The organism is Mycobacterium sp. PS03-16 (assembly GCF_004570325.1).
Lineage (GTDB): Bacteria > Actinomycetota > Actinomycetes > Mycobacteriales > Mycobacteriaceae > Mycobacterium.
In genome coordinates this window covers 1-17,623 of record NZ_SPQO01000019.1, presented here as the reverse complement: position 1 = coordinate 17,623, position 17,623 = coordinate 1, and the positions used below count along the sequence as shown (strand labels likewise).

Annotated in this window: 16 protein-coding genes, 1 pseudogene and 2 riboswitches; of the genes and pseudogenes, 15 read left to right on the top strand and 2 right to left on the bottom strand. The window is 71.5% G+C overall.

Annotated elements, in window-relative coordinates; translation table 11 throughout:
- The first annotated feature begins 142 nt into the window (after positions 1–142).
- From E4P42_RS16720 to E4P42_RS16700, 5 genes are all read left to right on the top strand, one after another.
- Positions 143–952 carry an alpha/beta fold hydrolase gene (locus tag E4P42_RS16720; protein WP_209305797.1) on the top strand — a complete coding sequence of 270 codons (810 nt, stop codon included), beginning with the start codon at positions 143–145 and terminating at the stop codon, positions 950–952.
- Positions 953–1,116: 164 nt separating this feature from the next.
- The gene (locus E4P42_RS16715) at positions 1,117–2,682 is read left to right on the top strand and encodes a GMC family oxidoreductase (protein ID WP_135127197.1); all 1,566 of its coding nucleotides are present in this window, start codon (positions 1,117–1,119) and stop codon (positions 2,680–2,682) included.
- Positions 2,683–2,738: 56 nt separating this feature from the next.
- On the top strand, positions 2,739–3,413 hold the full coding sequence (locus E4P42_RS16710) for a GntR family transcriptional regulator (protein WP_135127196.1): 675 nt from the start codon (positions 2,739–2,741) through the stop codon (positions 3,411–3,413).
- A 98-nt stretch (positions 3,414–3,511) separates the two neighbouring features.
- Positions 3,512–4,153 carry a hypothetical protein gene (locus E4P42_RS16705; protein ID WP_135127195.1) on the top strand — a complete coding sequence of 214 codons (642 nt, stop codon included), beginning with the start codon at positions 3,512–3,514 and terminating at the stop codon, positions 4,151–4,153.
- A 10-nt stretch (positions 4,154–4,163) separates the two neighbouring features.
- The gene (locus tag E4P42_RS16700) at positions 4,164–4,724 is read left to right on the top strand and encodes a hypothetical protein (protein ID WP_135127194.1); all 561 of its coding nucleotides are present in this window, start codon (positions 4,164–4,166) and stop codon (positions 4,722–4,724) included.
- On the opposite strand, the gene E4P42_RS16695 is transcribed toward E4P42_RS16700, so the two are convergent.
- A complete protein-coding gene (locus E4P42_RS16695) occupies positions 4,717–5,787 on the bottom strand; it encodes a hypothetical protein (RefSeq protein WP_135127193.1) in 1,071 nt (356 codons plus the stop codon). The two genes, E4P42_RS16700 and E4P42_RS16695, sit on opposite strands and share 8 nt — an antisense overlap.
- Before the next feature lie 95 nt (positions 5,788–5,882).
- On the opposite strand from E4P42_RS16695, the gene E4P42_RS16690 reads away from it, so the two are divergent.
- Together E4P42_RS16690 and E4P42_RS16685 are read left to right on the top strand one after the other, a co-directional pair.
- Positions 5,883–6,539, top strand: coding sequence for a DJ-1/PfpI family protein (locus E4P42_RS16690; RefSeq protein WP_135127192.1), 657 nt, complete (start codon positions 5,883–5,885; stop codon positions 6,537–6,539).
- Positions 6,539–6,841 (top strand): hypothetical protein, encoded by a 303-nt coding sequence (locus E4P42_RS16685; protein ID WP_135127191.1) that lies wholly within the window; start codon positions 6,539–6,541, stop codon positions 6,839–6,841. The genes E4P42_RS16690 and E4P42_RS16685 overlap by 1 nt, the downstream gene beginning before the upstream one ends.
- 80 nt (positions 6,842–6,921) lie before the next feature.
- Here E4P42_RS16685 and E4P42_RS27200 read toward each other — a convergent pair whose 3' ends face one another.
- Positions 6,922–7,146 carry an HD domain-containing protein gene (locus tag E4P42_RS27200; protein ID WP_371287046.1) on the bottom strand — a complete coding sequence of 75 codons (225 nt, stop codon included), beginning with the start codon at positions 7,144–7,146 and terminating at the stop codon, positions 6,922–6,924.
- A gap of 158 nt (positions 7,147–7,304) precedes the next feature.
- Positions 7,305–7,455, top strand: a riboswitch (cobalamin riboswitch).
- Positions 7,456–7,489: 34 nt separating this feature from the next.
- On the opposite strand from E4P42_RS27200, the gene cobN reads away from it, so the two are divergent.
- From cobN to E4P42_RS16640, 8 genes and pseudogenes are all read left to right on the top strand, one after another.
- Positions 7,490–11,104 carry a cobaltochelatase subunit CobN gene (cobN, locus tag E4P42_RS16675; protein ID WP_135127190.1) on the top strand — a complete coding sequence of 1,205 codons (3,615 nt, stop codon included), beginning with the start codon at positions 7,490–7,492 and terminating at the stop codon, positions 11,102–11,104.
- Positions 11,104–11,877: a precorrin-6A synthase (deacetylating) gene (gene cobF, locus E4P42_RS16670; RefSeq protein ID WP_135127189.1), complete on the top strand. Its 774-nt coding sequence runs from the start codon at positions 11,104–11,106 to the stop codon at positions 11,875–11,877. Before cobN ends, cobF begins: the two co-directional genes overlap by 1 nt.
- Positions 11,877–13,352, top strand: a complete 1,476-nt coding sequence (locus E4P42_RS16665; RefSeq protein WP_135127188.1) for a cobyric acid synthase — start codon at positions 11,877–11,879, stop codon at positions 13,350–13,352. The genes cobF and E4P42_RS16665 overlap by 1 nt, the downstream gene beginning before the upstream one ends.
- A complete protein-coding gene (locus E4P42_RS16660) occupies positions 13,349–14,125 on the top strand; it encodes a cobalt-precorrin-6A reductase (protein WP_135127187.1) in 777 nt (258 codons plus the stop codon). The genes E4P42_RS16665 and E4P42_RS16660 overlap by 4 nt, the downstream gene beginning before the upstream one ends.
- Positions 14,123–14,319, top strand: a riboswitch (cobalamin riboswitch). (Overlaps the previous gene by 3 nt.)
- A gap of 55 nt (positions 14,320–14,374) precedes the next feature.
- On the top strand, positions 14,375–15,397 hold the full coding sequence (locus E4P42_RS16655; RefSeq protein WP_135127186.1) for an ABC transporter substrate-binding protein: 1,023 nt from the start codon (positions 14,375–14,377) through the stop codon (positions 15,395–15,397).
- An 8-nt stretch (positions 15,398–15,405) separates the two neighbouring features.
- Positions 15,406–16,416 carry an iron ABC transporter permease gene (locus E4P42_RS16650; protein ID WP_245234065.1) on the top strand — a complete coding sequence of 337 codons (1,011 nt, stop codon included), beginning with the start codon at positions 15,406–15,408 and terminating at the stop codon, positions 16,414–16,416.
- Positions 16,413–17,189, top strand: coding sequence for an ABC transporter ATP-binding protein (locus tag E4P42_RS16645; protein ID WP_135127184.1), 777 nt, complete (start codon positions 16,413–16,415; stop codon positions 17,187–17,189). The genes E4P42_RS16650 and E4P42_RS16645 overlap by 4 nt, the downstream gene beginning before the upstream one ends.
- A gap of 145 nt (positions 17,190–17,334) precedes the next feature.
- Positions 17,335–17,623, top strand: a pseudogene (locus tag E4P42_RS16640) (acetyl-CoA C-acyltransferase); the annotation flags it as partial.

Sequence of the window (17,623 nt, the reverse complement as noted above, 5' to 3'; positions counted from 1 at the left end):
CGATATGTAATATATCGCGTACAGAATCCCACACGGCTTCCACCGCGGGCGGGTTGGTGCCCCGCGGCCTCTCCACAGCGCTCCCGTATTCACAGCGAACGCCGACTGGCGCGCGCTTCCCCCTCCCCGAAAGGGCATGACGATGATCAGAACTCTCCTCACCACGGTGACCGCGGGCGTGGCACTGGCGGCGGCCGCCGGATGCAGCGGTGCGTCCGCCGAGCCGCTCCCGGCGGCGGCCAAGCCCACCGTGGTGCTGGTTCACGGCGCGTTCGCCGACTCCTCCAGCTGGAACGGGGTGATCAAGAACCTGGCAGCCGACGGATACCCGGTGATCGCCGCCGCGAATCCGTTGCGCGGCTTACACTCTGACGCCGAGTACGTACGCAGTGTGCTGAACAGCGTTCCCGGCCCGGTGGTGCTGGCCGGCCACTCCTACGGCGGGTCGGTGATGAGCCAGGCCGCGGCCGAGCAGCCCAACGTCAAGGCGCTGGTCTACATCGCCAGCTTCCTGCTGGAGGAGGGCGAGAGTACGTCGGAGCTCGCCGGCAAGTTCCCGGGCGCAGAGCTCGGTCCCGCGCTCGACCCCGTCACGTTCCCGCTGCCCGACGGGAACACCGGGGAGGACCTCTACATCAGGCAGGACGAGTTCCGGCGCGTCTTCGCCGCGGACGTCCCGCCGGACGTCGCCGACCTGATGGCGGCGACGCAGCGACCGATCACCGCGGCGGCGCTCGCCGAACCGGCCTCCAAGGCCGCCTGGAAGACCATCCCGTCGTGGAACATGGTCACCACCGGGGACCTCGCGATCCCCGCGGAGTCCATGCGGTTCATGGGCGAACGTGCCGGGGCGACCAACTCGGAGATCGACGCGTCCCACGCCGTCACCGTCTCCCAGCCCGACGCCGTCGCCGACCTGATCAAGGAAGCCGCCAACGCCGCCACGACCTGACCGCGCACGCGAACATTGTGGAGAGATAACAAGATACAAGCGCGCACCCCGCACGGCGGCACCGGCGAGCGCCCCCTGGCTGCCGGCAGTGCACGACTTCGTCCTGCACCCGAGCGTCTGAACACCACGCGATCGCGCCGCGACCCGAGACCCCCAGGAAGATCATGTATTCCGAGAACACCCTGACGTCCGATGCGGGTTCGCCGTCCGCCGGCTACGACTACATCGTGGTCGGCGCCGGGTCGGCCGGATGTGTGCTCGCGGCCCGGCTGTCCGAGGACCCGGCCGCGCGGGTGCTGCTGCTCGAATCCGGCCCCGAGGACCGCAGACCGGAGATCGTCGCGCCGCCCGCGTGGCCGGCGCTGTGGGGCACCGAGATCGACTACTCCTACGACACCGTCCCGCAGCCGGGTACCGGCGGCCTGCGGCACAACTGGCCGCGGGGCCACACGCTCGGCGGCAGCGGAAGCATCAACGCGATGGTGTTCCTGCGCGGACATCCCAGCGACTTCGACAACTGGGCCAAGGGCGGATGCCCCGGCTGGGACTACGCGTCCGTCCTGCCCTACTTCCAGCGCATCGAGACCGTCGCCGGCAGCGATCCCCGCTACCGCGGCACCGACGGCCCGATGCGCCCCGCGCCCGCGCCGGCCGAGGACGCCAACCCGCTCTCGCAGGTCTTCCTCGACGGCGCTGCCGCGGCCGGCTTCCCCCGCACCGACGACTTCAACGGCGCCGACGCCGAAGGCGCCGGCTGGCACGATCTGTCCATCGCGGACGGAGCGCGCCAGAGCACCGCGGCTGCCTACCTGCACCCGGTGCGCGGTGCGCGCCCCAACCTCACCGTCGCCACCGGGTGCCGCGCGCACCGGCTGCTCTTCGCGCAAAGCCGATGCGTCGGGGTCGATTTCGTGCACAACGGCGAGCTCAGAACCGTCCATGCCGACGCCGAGGTGATCGTCAGCGCGGGCGCGGTCGACTCTCCGCGCCTGCTCCTGCTCTCCGGGGTCGGGCCGGCCTCCGACCTCGAGGCCGTCGGTGTCGACGTGGTGCACGACCTGCCCGGTGTGGGCCGCAACCTGCACGACCATCCGTTGTGCGGCGTCATCTACGAGGCGACCCGGCCCATCCCGCCGGGGCGGACCAACCACGCCGAGACATCGCTGCTGTGGCGCAGCGACGCCGCGCTCGCCGGCCCGGACATGCAACTCATGTTCATCCACGTGCCGTTCCACCCGCCGCACCTGGTCGCACCGCCGAACAGCTTCACCCTCGCCGTTGCCACGGTGCCCGACGGACGTGGCACCATCCGGTTGGCGGGACCCGATCCGGCGACGCCGCCGCTCATCGACCCGGACTACCTCGGCGCGGAGTCCGATGTGCGGCGGATGATCCACGGAATCGGTGTGGCCCGGGACATCGCGGCGAGCGCGCCGTTCGCCCCCTGGCGCGGCCGTGAGGTGCTGCCCGGGCCCGACGTCACCGACGAGGCCGCGGTGCGGGCCTTCCTCGCCCGTGCCACCGGCACGTACTACCACCCGGTGGGAAGCTGCGCGATGGGGTCGGGGCCCGATGCGGTGGTCGACCCGGAGCTGCGCGTTCACGGATTGACCGGGGTGCGGGTGGCAGACGCGTCGGTCATGCCGAGGATCGTCCCGGTCAACACCAACGCCGCCACGATCATGATCGGGGAGCGGGCCGCCGACCTGATCCGCGCCGCACGCCACTGACGGCGGGCGGCCCCGGCACGACGGTTCGGCCGAAACCGCGATATACGATACTTCGCATGCCGGTACCGGGAGAACGGGGAAGACACCGCAGGCCGCTGCTGCGTGAACAGGCCTACGAGTCGATCCGCGACGCCATCATCAACGGCACCCTGGCCCCCGGCGAGAAGCTCCGCGACCCCGAACTCGAAGAGTGGTTGGGCATCAGCCGGACCCCGATCCGGGAGGCGCTCGCCCGGCTGGAGGCGGCGGGGCTGGTCCACACCACGCCGGGCCGGTCCACGGTGGTGTCCGAGATCGAGCGGCGTGCGGTGCTCAACGCCCAGGACGTCGCCGCGGCCATGCACGCGCTGGCGGTCCGCACCGCGGTTCCGCTGATGGGACGCACCGACTTCGACGAGATGACGCGGGCGAACAAGAAGTTCGCCGAGGCGATGTCGCGCGGTGACGCCGAAGCGGCGATGCGCAGCGACGACGAATTCCACGGGGTGGCCGTGCGCGCGTGCCAGAACGCGGTGATCGGCCAGGTGCTCGAACAGGTCACCCCGGTACTGCGACGCCTGGAGTTCCAGCGCTTCTCATCGCTGTCGGGGCGCGGCTCCATCGCCCAGCACAAGCGGATCATCGATCTGTGCCGTCGACGCGACGCGGACGCCGCAGCCGCAGCGACCGAACACAATTGGCAGAACCTCTCGCAGCTGACGGACCTCGAGTCCGAGACCGCCGGCGAGTGAGGCAACGCGCGATCAGTCGCGCGGAGCGGTGTGGAACACCGGCCAGCAGATCTCGGTCGACGACCACTCGATCGGTCACCGGTGGACAGACCCGGGTAGTGCTCCCGGATGAGACCCTCGCGGCTGATCAGGTGTTCGTGAACGTGGGTACCGAGCGCGCCGTCGCTGAGGTCGATCCGGTCGTCGCCCTCGGTGTGCGTGAGCACCGCGAACTCACCGGCCGCCAGCACCTCCATCCGGACCGGGTCCGGACTCCGCGCGGTGTGGGCGGCGGGGATGAACAGCATTGCGCGGCCGCGATGCTCGCTGAACAGCTCGCGCTCGTAGAGCCCGCCGGGCGGTCCGTCGGGGCGCAGCCCCACGTCGGTCAGCGCACCGTGGAGGCGGCGCATGCCCGTGGTGAACCACTCGCCGAGATCGGTGTGGTCGATGGTGTCGCCGACCAGCCAGACCGGGGTCGCGGGCAGGTGGCGCAACGTCACCTGGGGATGGGACCGCGCGGGGGTGAGCAGGTCGCGCAGAGCGGCGACGGTCTCCTGGGTCTCCCGGAGCCGGCGCTCCATGCGCTCGAGGTGGCGGGCCAGGATCTCGGAACGGGCGTCGGCGTCGCCGGTGCTCAACAGAGCCTTGATGTAGGGGGAGGGTCAACAGGAGGCCAGGTCGGCTGCGGGCCGTCACCGCGGCGATCGTTTGGTGGCTTCCCGCCCGGGTATGCGGCGCCCGACCAGAAATCTGCTTGAAGGAGTTGTCATGGCGCGCGCCACCCTGTTCCACCAGATGCACGATCTCGGCCTCGCCGCCTGGTTCGGCGGCACCCTCGCCAACGCCGTGGCGCTGAACGCGGCGGCCGCCGAAGCCGGGGGCACCTCGCGCGTCGGCGCCGTGGCCAACGCCGGCTGGGACCGCTGGACACCGGTCAACGCCGCCGCCATCGGGGTGCACCTCGTCGGCGCCGCAGGCCTGCTCAAACACGATATGGGCCGGATGAAGGCGCAGCAGGGCGTGCCCAGCATGGCTGCGACCAAGACGGTGCTGACCGTGGCCGCGCTCGGGGTCACCGCCTACAGCCGGGCGCTCGGCCAGAAGGTCTCCGCCCACCGGGACGTGCCGGCCGCGGACGGCACGACTCCGGCCGCTTCCACACCGCCGGAGGTGGCCAGCGCCCAGAAGCAGCTCAAGATGCTGCAGTGGGCGGTGCCCGCCCTGACCGGCACGCTGACGGCCATCGGCGCGTACGCGGCCGAGCAGTACCGGCCCGAAGAGGTGTCGAAGGGCCTGGTCCAGCGGCTGCTGCCCGGATCCGTCAGCTGAACCGCAGCTGGATGCGGTGGTCCTCGTCGGTGACGTAGAAGGCCTGTGCGCCTTCCAGGGACAGGCCTTCTACGTTGCGCAGGTCGGGGAAGTCGCGAACCTTCTCGGCCGGCACCGGGCCGCCGCGGTAGTCGGCGGGCAGCCGGAAGCGCCAGTGCGTGCAGTGGACGTCGGCGCCTTCGGGATGGTCCTCGAGCAGCGCCGAGCCCTTCCCGGTCGCGTCGATCGACCCGATGATCGCGTCGTAGACGTCCTCGCACGAGTGCGACAGGGCCCGGAAGCCGACCAGCACACCGGGCGGTGACACGCCCGAGAGTTCCCAGACGTGCGTGACCGCCAGCGGTACCGCGTCGCCCTCGAACTGCTCCGGTACCCCGGTCAGTTCGACGAGGATCGGCTCGCCCTCCGCGGTGGTCGGGAACCGCAGACCGAGCAGCAGGTTGCCGTTGGGCCGGAACGCGGCGCCTTCGATGTTGACCGGCACGTCGCGGTCGGTCAGCCGGTCCACCCACGTCTTTTTCCTGGTCGTGCCGCGCTCGATGGTGCGGGCGATCAGGCGGGTGCGCACGGTGTCTCCCGGGGTGATCGGGACGACGGCGGACGCGTCGAGTGCGTCGTTGATCAGCCGGTGCAGGCGGAACTTGTTGCGGCGCACATCGATCGGAAGGTCCAGCTCGGAGACGGTGCGGTCGATCGACTGCTCGGCGAAGCGGGCGATGAAGGCTCGTCTGGCCTGTAGCGGGCCTCCCTTGGAGCCGTAGTGCGAGCCGATCACGTAGATCCAGCCATCATGTCGCGCAACAGCTTCGGCGTCCTCGGTGCGGCCGGTCTCCGGACCGGCGTCGACCGGCAGCCGGAAGATCTCCCAGCCGCGGTCCGACGCCTCGCCACCGGCGTGGCCGAACACCGCGATGCACTGCTCGACCGGACCCTCGTCGAGCACGGTCCAGAACCCGACGTCCCAGCCGTGCGCGTCGAGCAGCGCATCGTTGTCGACGTGCACGAGGTCGGAGGCCTCGTTGCCCTCGTGGGCGAGGTCGACGGTGGTCAGATCCGGCGTCATCCGCGAATGGTATCGAGCGGGCCCTGGCCAGATCGCGGCGCAAGCTGTCCCGTGCGCCGGTGTGCACGTCGCCGCACCGCGCCGATGATCACGGCATGCATGCGCAAATCGTGTTGTTCGACGGCTTCGACCCGCTCGACGTCATCGCCCCGTACGAGGTACTGGTCGCCGGCAGCGACGCGGTCGGCGGTGAGCTCACCGTGGAGCTGGTCTCCGCCGAGCGCCCGCGGGAGGTGGTCAGCGGGTCGCGGGGCCTGACGCTGCGGGCCACCGGCGCGCTGGATCCGGCCCGGCCCGGCTACCTCGTCGTCCCCGGCGCCGTCGGGCCGATCGAGGGCGACCCCGATGACGGTGTGGACACCATTCCGGTGCTGCTGGCCCGGTTCGGGGAGACCGCCGCCGTGCCGCTGATTCGCGCGGCGTTCGAGAACCCGGCCGTCACCGTGGCCACGGTCTGCGGCGGTTCACTCGCGCTGGCGATGGCAGGGCTGCTCGACGGCCGCCACGCCACCACCCACCACCTCGGCGTCGACGTGCTGGAGGCCACCGGCGCGGTTCCGGTTCGCGCCCGCGTGGTCGACGACGGCGATCTGGTCAGCGCCGGCGGCGTCACCTCCGGCCTCGACCTGGCGCTGCATCTGCTGCACCGCACCTACGGCCCGCGCATCGCGCTGGCCGTCGAGGAGATGTTCGCCTACGAACGCCGCGGCACCGTGTGGACGAACACCGGCCGGCTCCCGGAGGCGGTGTGATGGCCGGCATCGCGGGTGACTGGGACGTCGCGATCAAGACGCCGATCGGCACGCTGCAGGTGCTCTACCGCTTCGAGCACCGCGACGGCATTCTGGCCGGCAGCGCCACCGGCAAGCAGGAAACGGTGCCGCTGACCGACCTCGCGGTCGACGGGCACCACGTGACGTGGCGGCAGACGATCACCGCGCCGATGCGGCTCAAGCTGGAGTTCGAGGTGGTCGTCGACGGCGACCGGCTCACCGGACACTCCCGGGCGGGCCGGCTGCCCCGGTCGGCGGTCACCGGCGTGCGACGCATCTAGACCGGCTCACGTCCGCGGCGGTCGGTCGCCCCAGCCGTTGTTGCCGACCACGTCGAGGAACGTCGGCGAGGCGGCATTGTTCAGCAGCTGGTGCAGGTGGGCGGGGAACGAGAACGGCGGTGCTTACCGGCGCCGTCGACCTCGAACCGCTGCTCGCCGCGGCCGTGGCCGGTGACGCCGAGGTCGTGCAGGATGCACGCCAGGAACAGGTCCTCGTCGTCGTAATCCAGCCCTTCGGCCGCCGCGAGTTCGCGGCCGAACAGGTAGCTGCGGACACAGTGGTTCGCGAGGTACTCCGGGGACACCTCGGCCGTCAGCTCTCAGGCGTGCGCGCAGACGGGCGAATCGGGGACGTTCCAGGCGGCCAGGGCCTCGAACGGGGCGTTGAGCTGCTGCGGTGACATGAGTGAACGGTGCCCGGCGGGGTCGCGCGCCCGCCAGCGGTCAAACGGCCATCCACCGTCAGGATCTGGACAGTCATGCTGCGATAGGCTGTCGGGACGTTCCGTGGCGCAGGAACCCGGTGAGATCCCGGGGCGGTTCCGCCACTGTGAGGGCCGGCGTCACGCGCGGCGGCCCACAGCCAGATACTGGGCACGGGGCATCCGACCACACGGGGCGCGAACCCCGAGGAGGAGCCCACCGATCATGTCTTCGTCCGAGGAATCGACGCTGCCCGACGACACGACGCAGCGCCGGCGCATCGCGCTGCTGTCCACCTCCGACACCGACCTGCTGTCGGCGCGGACCAGCGGCGCGGCCTACCAGCTGGGCAACCCGTCGCGCCAGGAGATCGAACCGGTGCTGGCCGGTGCGGACATCGCGGTGCTGCGGGTGCTCGGCTCGTCGGCCGAGATCGAGGCCGAGCTGGCCATCCTGCGCGCGGCCGGGATCCCCCTGGTGGTGCTCGGCGGTGAGCGGCAGCCCAGCGCCGACCTGATGGAACAGTCCACGGTGCCCGTCGGCCTTGCGGCGCAGGCACATTCGTACCTCGCCGAGGGCGGACCGGCCAACCTGCGCCAGCTGCACCGGTTCCTGTGCGACACGGTGCTGCTCACCGGCGACGGCTTCGACGCGCCGGTGGCCATCCCGGAGTGGGGCTACGGCGACCGCCCGACCGCCGACCGCGGCGCGGACGCGGTGCGCGTCGGCGTCCTCTACTACCGCGCCCACGAGGTCAGCGGCAACGCCGCCTTCGCCCACGCGCTCGCCGACGCGATCGACGCCACCGGCGCCGCCGTCGGCGTGCCGATCTTCGCCTCCTCGCTGCGTTCTGCGCCCCAGGAGCTGTACGACGCGCTCGGGACGCTGGATGCGCTGGTGGTCAGCGTGCTCGCCGCGGGCGGTTCGAAGCCGGCGGCGGCCGCCGCGGGGGAGGACGACGGCTCGTGGGACATCGAGCGCATGGCCGCCCTCGACATCCCGGTGCTGCAGGGGCTGTGCCTGACGTCCTCGCGGGAGGAGTGGGAGGCCAACGACGACGGCGTCTCGCCGCTGGACTCCGCCACCCAGATCGCGATCCCGGAATTCGACGGCCGCATCATCACCGCGCCGTACTCCTTCAAGGAGATCGACGCCGACGGCCTGCCCCGCTACGTCGCCGACGCCGAACGCTGCACCCGCGTCGCGACCATCGCGGTCAACCACGCCCGGCTGCGCCGGGTACCCAACAGCCACAAGCGCCTCGCGCTGGTGCTGTCGGCCTACCCGACCAAGCACTCCCGCGTCGGCAACGCCGTCGGGCTGGACACCCCGGCGTCGGCGGTGCGGATGCTGCGGCGGCTGGCCGCCGAGGGCTACGACGTCGGTGACGGCTTCGGGGTGCTGGGACTCGAGGACGAGACGCAGGCCGGCGACCGGCTCATCCACACCCTCATCGACGCCGGCGGCCAGGACGAGAATTGGCTCACCACAGCGCAACTGAGCGACGCGCACGTGACGGTGAGCGCCGCGCAGTACGCCGAGTGGATCGCCGACCTGCCCGCCGATCTCACCGACGCGATGACCGGGGCGTGGGGTCCCGCACCCGGTCGGTTGTTCGTCAACGAGGCCGGGCAGATCGTGCTGGCCGCGCTGCGCTCGGGCAACGTGGTGCTGATGATCCAGCCGCCCCGCGGTTTCGGCGAGAACCCGGTGGCGATCTACCACGATCCCGATCTGCCGCCGAGTCACCACTACCTGGCCGCCTACCGCTGGCTGGAGAAGGGTTTCGGCGCCCACGCCGTGGTGCACCTGGGCAAGCACGGCTCGATGGAGTGGCTGCCCGGAAAGAACGCCGCGCTCTCGGCGGCGTGCGCCACCGACGCGGCCATCGGCGCGCTGCCGCTGATCTACCCGTTCCTGGTCAACGACCCCGGTGAGGGTGCGCAGGCCAAACGGCGCGCGCACGCCACCATCGTCGACCACCTCATCCCGCCGATGGCCCGCGCCGATACCTACGGCGACATCGCCCGGCTCGAACAGCTCCTCGACGAGTACGGCAACATCGCGTCGATGGACCCGGGCAAGCTGCCGGCCATCCGCGGTGAGATCTGGAACCTCATGCGCGCCGCGGAGATGCACCGCGACCTCGGGTTGGAGGACCGGCCCGACGACGAGGAGTTCGACGACTTCCTGCTGCACGTCGACGGCTGGTTGTGCGAGATCAAGGACGCGCAGATCCGCGACGGGCTGCACGTGCTCGGCGGTGCGCCGGAAGGCGAGGCGCGGGTCAACCTGGTGCTGGCGATCCTGCGCGCCGCGCAGGTGTGGGGCGGTCAGGACCACGCCGTGCCCGGGCTGCGCACCGCACTCGGCCTCAAGGAGGGCGCCGAAACCGCGGCGGTCGACGAGATCGAACAGCGCGCCCGCACGCTGGTCGAGGCGATGGAGGCCGCGCACTGGGACACCGGTGCCGTCGACGGTCTGCACGACGATCCCGAGGTGCGCCGGGTGCTGCACTTCGCCGCCACCGAGGTCATTCCCCGGCTGGCCGGCACCGCCGGTGAGCTCGACGCGGTGATCCATTCGCTGGCAGGCGGTTTCGTCCGCCCCGGTCCGTCGGGGTCACCGCTGCGCGGGCTGGTCAACGTGCTGCCCACCGGCCGCAACTTCTACACCGTGGACCCGCGGGCGGTGCCGTCGCGGCTGGCCTGGCAGACCGGGCAGGCGATGGCCGAGTCGCTGGTGCAGCGCTACCTCGACGACTCCGGCGCCTACCCGGAGTCGGTGGGCATCTCGGTGTGGGGTACCAGCGCCATGCGGACCTCCGGCGACGACATCGCCGAGGTGCTGGCGCTGCTGGGCGTGCGGCCGGAATGGGATGAGGCGTCGCGCCGGGTGAGCCGGCTGCAGATCGTCTCGCTCGAGGAGCTCGGCAGGCCGCGCATCGACGTGACGGTCCGCATCTCGGGCTTCTTCCGCGACGCCTTCCCGCACGTGGTGGCCATGCTCGACGACGCGGTGCGGATGGTGGCTGCGCTCGACGAACCCGACGAGCAGAACTACGTCGCCGCCCACGCCCGCGCCGATCTGGCCGCGCACGGGGACGAGCGGCGCGCCACCACCCGTATCTTCGGCTCCAAACCCGGCTCCTACGGCGCCGGCCTCCTGCAGCTCATGGAGGCCGGAACCTGGCGCGACGACAAGGATCTCGCCGAGGTGTACACGACCTGGGGTGGATTCGCCTACGGGCGCAGCTTGGATGGCGCGCCGGCAGCAGAAGACATGCGCACCAATTACGCGCGGATCAAGGTCGCCGCCAAGAACATCGACACCCGCGAACACGACATCGCCGACAGCGACGACTATTTCCAGTACCACGGCGGGATGATCGCCACGGTGCGGGCGCTGACCGGGTCGGATCCCAAGGCGTACGTGGGGGATTCCACGACGCCCGACGCGGTGCGCACCCGCACGCTGGCCGAGGAGACCGCCCGCGTGTTCCGAGCGCGGGTCGTCAACCCCCGCTGGATCTCCGCGATGCGCAGGCACGGCTACAAGGGCGCGTTCGAACTCGCCGCGACCGTGGACTACCTGTTCGGGTTCGACGCGACCGCCGGTGTGGTGCACGACTGGATGTACGAGAAGCTGGCGCAGTCCTACGTGCTGGATCCTGTCACGCGCGAGTTCCTCGACACCTCCAATCCGTGGGCGCTGCACGGCATCGTGGAGCGCCTGCAGGAGGCGGCCGACCGGGGTCTGTGGGCCGAGCCGTCACCGGAGACGGTGGCCGCGCTGCAGCAGGCCTACCTCGAGGTCGAAGGCAGCCTGGAGGACCGTTGATGGCCGCGCCGGTGACCGTCCGCATCCTCGGCGTCGGCATGGGACCCCGGCACGTCACCGTCGAGGTGGCCGAGGCGCTGCGGTCGGTCGACTACGTGCTCGCCGCCGACAAGGCCGACAAGGGCGATGACGACGGGCTGCTCGCGCTGCGCCGGGAGATCCTGCGCGCACACGCCGGGCCGCAGGGTACCGCCGAGATCGTCGCGATCCGCGACCCCGAACGGGACCGCTCGGAGTCGTTGTCGGAGAAGGGTTACCAGGGGGCGGTGGCCGACTGGCATGCTGCCCGCGCCGCCCGCTACGCCGACGTGCTGCGCGAGCGCGGGGGCACCGCGGCGTTCCTGGTGTGGGGTGACCCGTCGCTGTACGACTCGACCATCCGGATCGTCGAGAAGGTGCGTGAGCTCGGGGTGGCCGTGGACTACGACGTGCTGCCCGGCATCAGCGCCCCGCAGCTGCTGGCCGCCCGGCACCGCATCGTGCTGCACGATGTCGGGCGGCCCGTGCACGTGACCACGGGACGACGGCTGCAGGAGGCGGTCGCGGCCGGAATCGACAACGTCGTCGCGATGCTCAACCCACCCCCCGACCGCCTGGACCTGACGGGCCTGTCGGACTGGACGGTGTGGTGGGGCGCCAACCTCGGCGCGACCGGCGAACGTCTGATCACCGGCCGGCTCGGCGACGTGTTCGACCGGATCGTCGCCGCGCGTGCGGAAGCCAAGGCCGACGCCGGCTGGGTGATGGACCTGTTTCTGGTGAGGAAATCCTGATGGCCGGTCTGCTGGTCGCGGGCACCACCAGCGACGCGGGCAAGAGCGTCGTGACCACGGGGTTGTGCCGGGCCCTGGCGCGGCGCGGGGTGAAGGTGGCGCCGTACAAGGCCCAGAACATGTCGAACAACTCCATGGTGTGTGCCGCGTCCGACGGTCATGGCGTGGAAATCGGCCGGGCGCAATGGGTTCAGGCGCTCGCCGCGCAGGCCGTCCCCGAGCCCGCGATGAACCCGGTGCTGCTCAAACCGGGCAGCGACCGGCGCAGCCACGTGGTCCTGATGGGCCGGCCGTGGGGTGAGGTGTCGTCATCGGACTGGCTGGAGGGGCGACGGCCGCTGGCCGAGGCGGCGCACGCCGCGTTCGACGACCTGGCATCGCGCTACGACGTCGTGGTCGCCGAGGGGGCCGGCAGCCCGGCCGAGATCAACCTGCGCGCAGGCGATTACGTCAACCTCGGGCTCGCCCGGCACGCCGGCCTGCCGACGGTCGTGGTCGGTGACATCGACCGCGGCGGGGTGTTCGCGGCATTCCTGGGCACGGTGGCGCTGTTGTCGCCGGAGGATCAGGCGCTGCTGGCGGGTTTCGTGGTCAACAAGTTCCGCGGTGATCAGGCGCTGCTCGAACCGGGTCTGCGCGATCTCGAGCGGGTCACCGGGCGGCGGGTCTACGGCACCCTGCCGTGGCATCCGGACCTGTGGCTGGACTCCGAGGACGCCCTGGACCTCGAGGGCCGCCGGTCGACCGGATCGGGCGCCCGCCGCGCGGCGGTGATCCGGCTGCCGCGGATCAGCAACTTCACCGACGTGGACGCACTCGGCCTCGAACCCGGGCTGGACGTCGTGTTCGTCTCCGACCCCCGCGGGCTCGGCGACGCCGATCTGGTGGTGCTCCCGGGTACCCGCGCCACGATCGCAGACCTGGCGTGGCTGCGCTCGCGTGGGCTGGACCGGGCGGTACGCGCCCACGCCGCGGCCGGAAAACCGTTGCTGGGCATTTGCGGTGGCTTCCAGATGCTCGGCCGGATGATTCGCGACCCGCACGCGGTGGAGGGCCCGGTTCCGGAAGCCGAAGGCCTGGGTCTGCTGGAGGTCGAGACGACGTTCGCGCCGGAGAAGGCCCTGCGGCTGCCGCAGGGGTCCGGCTTGGGCGCCGCGGCAGCGGGTTACGAGATCCACCACGGCCGTATCACCCGCGCGCCCGGTGTCGACGAGTTCCTCGGCGGCGCCCGGGCGGGGCAGGTGTTCGGCACGATGTGGCACGGCTCGCTGGAGGGCGACGCGCTGCGCAGGGCATTCCTGGCCGAGACGCTCGGGCTGGCACCGTCCGAGGTGTCCTTCACGGCCGCGCGGGAGCGCCGCCTCGACGTGCTGGGCGATCTCGTGGAGTCCCACCTCGACGTCGACGCGCTGCTGGAACTCGTTGCAGCCGGACCTGACCCGGATCTGCCGTTCCTCCCGCCGGGGGCGCCGTGACCGGGCCGCGCGTCCTGCTGCTCGGCGGTACCTCGGAAGCCAGGGCGCTCGCCGCCCGCCTGGTCGCCGACGGCGTCGACGTCACCAGCTCGCTGGCCGGCCGGGTCGCCCGGCCGCGAATGCCGGTCGGACCGGTGCGGGTCGGCGGCTTCGGCGGAGTCGCCGGATTACGTTCCGCGCTCGCTGATTTCGACGCCGTCGTCGACGCCACGCACCCGTTCGCGGTGACGATGTCGCGCCACGCCGTCGCCGCCTGCACCACCGGCGACGTGCGCCGCCCGCTGCTGCGGCTGGAGCGGCCCGGCTGGGCCGACCGGGCGCGTCCATCCTGGCGGTGGGTGGACACTCACGACGAGGCCGCCGCGCTGGCCGCCCGGCTGGGCCGCCGACCCCTGCTCACCGTGGGACGCCAGCAACTCGCGGCGTTCCTGCCCGCCCTGGCCGAACACACGGTGCTCGCCCGCGTGGTGGACCACCCCGACATCGAGCTGCCCGCGTCGTGGCAGGTGCGCCACGACCGCGGCCCCTACACGCTGGCCGACGAAGTCGCGCTGCTGCGCTTGCACGCCGCCGATGTGCTCGTCACCAAGGACTCCGGCGGTGAGTACACCTGGCCGAAGATGCAGGCGGCCGACGAACTCGGCGTGCCGGTGGTGATCGTGCGCCGCCCGCCGGTGCCGGGGGACGTTGCGGTGGTCGCGGCCGTCGACGACGCGGTGGCGTGGGTGCACGCGCTGCGGTCGACGCCGCCCGGAGCGCAGCGCGGGAACTGATAGCCTGGGCGGGCCAGTCACCTCCGCGAGGTAAAGGGAACCCGGTGAGATTCCGGGACTGACGCGCAGCGGTGTGGGGATGACGAGGCGGGCCTCTCGCGCACGAGAGCCACTGGGAGCGCACGCTCCTGGGAAGGCGGCCCGCCGAGGACGACCCCCGAGTCCGAATACCTGCTGGCAGCCGTGGTTTCCGGCCGCGGTTCGTGTCATCGGGTCTCGCTGATCAGACCCCTGGTGAAGAGGATCGCCATGCGATTGACGTATTCGGTTCCGGTTGTGCTGTCCGCGGTGGTGTTGACGCTGACCGGATGCAGCGACTCCGCGGCGCAAACCCCGCAGGCCGCGCCCGACGGCGCCGGCTACCCGGTCACGCTCCCCAACTGCGGCCGAGAGGTGACGGTGCAACAGCGGCCCGAGCGCATCGTCTCGCTCAACCAGGGCAGCACCGAGGTGCTGTTGTCCCTCGGCGTGGCCGACCGGATGGTGGGCGCCGCCGGCTGGACGGACCCTGTGCTGCCCGGGCTGGAAGCCGACATCGCCGGTGTTGAGCGGCTCGCCGACCAGGCGCCCTCGTTCGAGGCGGTCCTGGCCGAGGAGCCCGATCTGGTCACCGCATCCCTGCAGGGCACACTCGGCCCCGGTGGCGTCACCACGCCTGAGGAGCTGCAGCGGCTCGGTGTGCCGTCCTACATGTCGGCCGTCGAATGCACCAAGGAGGCCGGCAACTCCGACGGCGCCCGCACCAAGACTCTCCAGATCGACGAGATCTACACCGAGATCCGTGATCTCGGCGCGCTGGTCGGCGCGCCGCAGCGGGCGGAGAGCCTGGTGTCCGACCTGCAGGAGCGGGTCACCGCGGCCGCCGCCCTCGATGCCGGCGACACCACGGTGATGTACTGGTTCGCCAACTCCGAATCGCCGTACCTGGCCGGCTGCTGCGGCGGTCCCGGCGTCATCACCCGCACGCTCGGCCTGACCAACGCGTTCGCCGACGCCCCCGAGGACTGGCCGCAGATCGGCTGGGAGACCGTCGCGCAGCGCAATCCCGACGTGCTCGTCCTCGGCGACCTCACCCGCAAGAGCCAGACCGCCGAGACGGCCGCCGCGAAAATCGGGTTCCTCGAGGCCAATCCGGTGACCCGGGAGATGAGCGCGGTGAAGAACAAGCGCTACATCGCGCTGGCCGGCGCGGAACTCAACCCGTCGATCCGGATGGCGGACGCCATCGAGAAGGTGGCCGACGGACTGCGCCGCTTCGGTCTGGCGCACTGAGCACAGCGGTGCGCTCCTCGGTGGTGGCGGCCCCGGCCGCGCTGGTCGTGCTGGCGGTGTCGATCGCCGTGGCCACGACGATCGGGCCGACGAACCTCGGTCCCCGCGACGCGCTCGCGGTGGTGATCGAACGGCTCGGCGGCCCATCCTCGCAGCTGTCGCTGCTGCAGCAGAGCATCATCTGGGAGCTGCGCCTACCCCGCGCCCTGCTCGCCGCGGCGTGCGGTGCCGGCCTCGCGTTGTGCGGCGTCCTGCTGCAGTCGCTGTTGCGCAATCCGCTGGCCGACCCGTTCATCCTCGGCGTGGCCTCCGGCGCCTCCACCGGCGCGGTGTCGATCGTGGTGGTCGGGATCGGCGCCGGTGCTATCGGGTTGGCCGCCGGGGCGTTCGTCGGGGCGGTGGTGGCGTTCGGACTGGTGCTGCTGCTGGCCGTCGCCGCGGGCGGCGGGGTGGACCGGATGATCCTGGCCGGTGTCGCGGCCACTCAGCTGTTCTCGGCGCTCACCGCGTTCATCGTGTTCACCACGGCCGACGCCGAACAGACCCGCGGGGTGTTGTTCTGGCTGATGGGCTCGCTGGGCACGGCGTCGTGGCGCGACGTCGCGGTGTGCGGGGTCCTGGTGTGCGCCGGCGTGATCGTCTGCTGGCTGTGCGCGGGGACGCTGGACGCGTTCCTGTTCGGTCAGGACGCCGCCGCCGCGCTCGGGGTGTCGGTGGCGCGGATCCGGTTGCTGCTGCTGGTGGTGACCGCATTGGTCACCGCGGTGATCGTGTCCACCTCGGGGGCGATCGGATTCGTGGGCCTGGTGCTGCCCCATGCGGCCCGCGCACTGGTCGGGACCCGGCACCGTGTGCTCGTCCCGACGGCCACCGTGCTCGGCGCCGTCTTCCTGGTGTGGGTCGACACCGCGTCCCGCATCGTGATCGCCCCGGAGGAGCTGCCCGTCGGGGTGGCGACCGCGATCGTCGGGGTGCCGGCCTTCGTGGTGATCCTGCTTCGTCGAAGGAGAACGGTATGAGCCTGACCGCCCGGCGGGTGACCTGGCAGACCCGCGACACGATCATCATCGACGGCGTCGACATCGCCGTCGCGCGCGGCGCCACCGTCGGCCTGCTCGGCCCCAACGGGTCCGGGAAGTCGTCGCTGCTGCGGCTGCTCGCCGGGCTGCGCGCCACCTCCTCGGGCGTGGTCCGCCTCGACGACACCGACCTCACCACCCTGGGCCGCCGCAGATTGGCGCAGCGGTTGGCGGTGGTCGACCAGGAAGCCGCGACCGATCAGGAACCGACGGTGCGCGACGTGATCGAACTCGGCCGGCTGCCGCACCGGCCGCCGTGGGCGCCGATGTCGGCGCACGATCGTGGCGTCGTCGCGTCCGCCGCGGCCACCACCGGCGTCGCCGGGCTGCTCGACCGGCGCTACTCCACGCTGTCCGGCGGCGAGCGTCAGCGCGTGCAGATCGCCAGGGCGCTGGCCCAGGAACCCACCGAACTGCTGCTCGACGAGCCGACCAACCACCTCGACATCCGCCATCAGCTCGAGCTGCTGGAACTGGTGGCCGCCGCCGGCACGACCACGCTGATGGCGCTGCACGACCTCAACATGGCCGCCACGTACTGCCAGGAACTGGTGCTGCTGCACCGCGGCCGGGTGCACACCGCGGGACCGCCGGCGGCTGTCCTGACTCCGGAGGTCATCGCCGAGGTGTACGGCGTGCCCGCCGTCGTCGAGATCGACGGCGACCGTCCCTTCGTGCGGTTCGGCCGGCCGGTGCCGGTGTTCGCCTCATGATCCGCGCCATGTTCACCGCATGGTGTTGCACAGATCACCGCGCGCTCCCTATGGTAGAACCACGCTGTGGTCAACCATGGCGAGCGCCGACCCACTCGGCGTCTGATCGACCGGATCAGACGCACTGCCCAGTCTGGAGGTCGTCATGACGACATCGGTGATCGTTGCTGGAGCCCGTACGCCGGTGGGCAAGTTGATGGGGTCGTTGAAGGATTTCTCGGGCAGTGATCTGGGGGGCATCGCGATCAAGGCCGCCCTGGAGAAGTCGGGGGTGGCGCCGTCGGCGGTCGATTACGTGATCATGGGGCAGGTGCTGACCGCGGGGGCGGGGCAGATGCCGGCGCGCCAAGCCGCGGTGGCGGCGGGGATCGGCTGGGATGTGCCGGCGTTGACGATCAACAAGATGTGCCTGTCGGGCATCGATGCGATCGCGT